Origin of the sequence: Lachnoanaerobaculum sanguinis, from assembly GCF_033242365.1 — a bacterium.
Lineage (GTDB): Bacteria > Bacillota > Clostridia > Lachnospirales > Lachnospiraceae > Lachnoanaerobaculum > Lachnoanaerobaculum sanguinis.
Genome location: NZ_BTHK01000036.1, coordinates 1 through 2222, shown reverse-complemented (window position 1 = coordinate 2222; position 2222 = coordinate 1). Strand labels below are relative to the sequence as shown.

Here is a 2222-nt window from a genome sequence, read left to right as displayed (position 1 = left end):
CAAATTTTTTGAAATATTTTTTATGTAAGAAAAGCCTTTAAAATAAGGGATTTAAAAGAATTGCATAAAACTAAATAGCTTATTAGAAATTTAAAACGTCGGAACTTTCATAGTACTTCGACGGAAGACGGGTTGTGCTGAAGATACCTAAGTACCTCCGACTCATCATCCGGTGTAAGTTTTACATCTATATTAAACATTTCTCTACTTCCTAACATATATATTAAAAGTCTGTCGACTTGTTTCGTTTTACTATAGTAAGATAATTTATAAAAAAAGTAAAGTTTTACATTATACATATATCTTATAACCTGTTATGCATGATATATGGTGTATACTCTTTGATGTAAGAAAATTTTAAGTGGCATTTTTCTTTATATATGTTAGAATATCATATGTAAATTCTGTATTTACATGTATTTTGGGGATGTACCGGTTTCGACAGGGAACATGCAGCTGGTGAAGCTATTCGTATGCAATGCGTTAAATGGCAAAATTAAATATAAACGCTGAAGAAAATTTAGCATACGCTGCCTAAGGCAGTTGCAGACCTATAAGCACTCACACTTATAGAATCTGTATCGACTTATGTGAGAAACCTTATATACAAAGCTTTGAGTATATAGATGTATCATGAAGCTACTCTTTACTACAGTTTGTTGTTTGACTGTTTTAAAGGGGAATTTTGACAAGCAACTATAATAGTAGAAGAACAGGGAATTGTTCTTTGGACACGAGTTCAACTCTCGTCATCTCCATCTTAAAAAGTCTTGATTTTCAAGGCTTTTTTTATTTCAATTTTATTTCAACATCTTTGTAATCGAACTTTTGTTTGCATTTTAATCGAACATATGTTAGGATAGTGGTAGAATTATATCTGAAATACAAAGGAGATTCGATGGATACATTAACACAAAAACAGGAAGAAATATATAATGTTATCAAGGATTCTATCTTAAGTAAGGGATATCCGCCGTCTGTTCGTGAAATCGGAGAACTTGTGGGACTGAAGTCCACATCTTCAGTACATGCCCATTTAAACACTCTTGAGAAAAAGGGATTTATAAGAAAGGACCCTACTAAACCGAGAACCATAGAAATTACAGATGATACTTTCAATCTGACACGTAGAGAAGTGGTCAATGTGCCTATGGTCGGCACTGTTGCTGCAGGTATGCCTATACTGGCAACAGAAAATATTACGGACTATTTCCCTATTCCAAGTGAATTTCTGCCAAATACCGATATATTTATGCTGAGAGTCAAAGGTGAATCTATGATCAATGTCGGCATACATGATGGCGATCAGATTATTGTATCCAAGCAAAATACGGCAAAAAACGGCGATATTATCGTAGCTTTGGTTGAGGATTCAGCTACTGTAAAGACATTCTATAAAGAGAAAAATTTCTATCGACTCCAACCTGAGAACGATTCTATGGAACCTATTTTGGTAAAAGAGGTTACTATTCTCGGAAAGGTTATCGGATTGTTCAGATTTATGTAAAAAATGGCTGCTACATATGTAGCAGCCATTAAAAATATTAAGTTCAGATTATCTTGATCCTGCTTCTTTAACCTTAGCAGCCTTACCGACTCTGTCACGAAGATAATATAATTTAGCTCTTCTAACTTTACCTTTTCTTACAACTTCTACTCTGTCAACAGATGGAGAGTGTAATGGCCAAGTCTTCTCAACACCGATACCGTTTGAGTTCTTTCTAACTGTGAAAGTCTCTCTTGCACCACCGTTTTGTCTCTTGAGAACTGTTCCCTCAAATATCTGGATTCTCTCTCTGTTACCCTCGCGGATCTTGTTGTGTACTCTTACTGTATCACCTACACTAAAGTCATCAACACTTGCCTTAAGCTGTTCTGCCTCAATACTTCTTATTAAATCGTTCATGTGAAACCTCCTATTATTTTGATGTTCTTAAAATTTCTTCCAGAGGACCATCGCCTTATTCACAACTACAGTATTGTATCATATGTTCTTTTACAAAGCAATAGATTATACTCTAAATCTTCTTACCGGTATCATTTAAATATTAAATGCATATTAGAATGCCTATGAAGTGAATTCATATCCGGGTCTTTGACAGTTTGTTCACCTAAATAATCATTAAAAAAGTCCTACAACCCGCATATAACCTACATTCTTCAGTTGAAATTTTTGTCAAAATATTCGTTTTATTATATAGTATTTTCTAGTATTTTATGTT

At 33.8% G+C, this 2222-nt stretch carries 2 protein-coding genes and 1 other RNA gene; 2 read left to right on the top strand and 1 reads right to left on the bottom strand.

The features are described from left to right. The first annotated feature begins 423 nt into the window (after nt 1-423). Both ssrA and lexA read left to right on the top strand, forming a co-directional pair. Nucleotides 424-761: a transfer-messenger RNA gene (ssrA, locus tag SBH76_RS13355) on the top strand. Nucleotides 762-898: 137 nt separating this feature from the next. Further along, nucleotides 899-1507 carry a transcriptional repressor LexA gene (gene lexA / locus SBH76_RS13350; RefSeq protein WP_007593087.1) on the top strand — a complete coding sequence of 203 codons (609 nt, stop codon included), beginning with the start codon at nt 899-901 and terminating at the stop codon, nt 1505-1507. Nucleotides 1508-1555: 48 nt separating this feature from the next. Here lexA and rplS read toward each other — a convergent pair whose 3' ends face one another. Beyond that, a complete protein-coding gene (gene rplS / locus SBH76_RS13345; RefSeq protein WP_007593088.1) occupies nt 1556-1906 on the bottom strand; it encodes a 50S ribosomal protein L19 in 351 nt (116 codons plus the stop codon). Nucleotides 1907-2222: the final 316 nt, after the last annotated feature.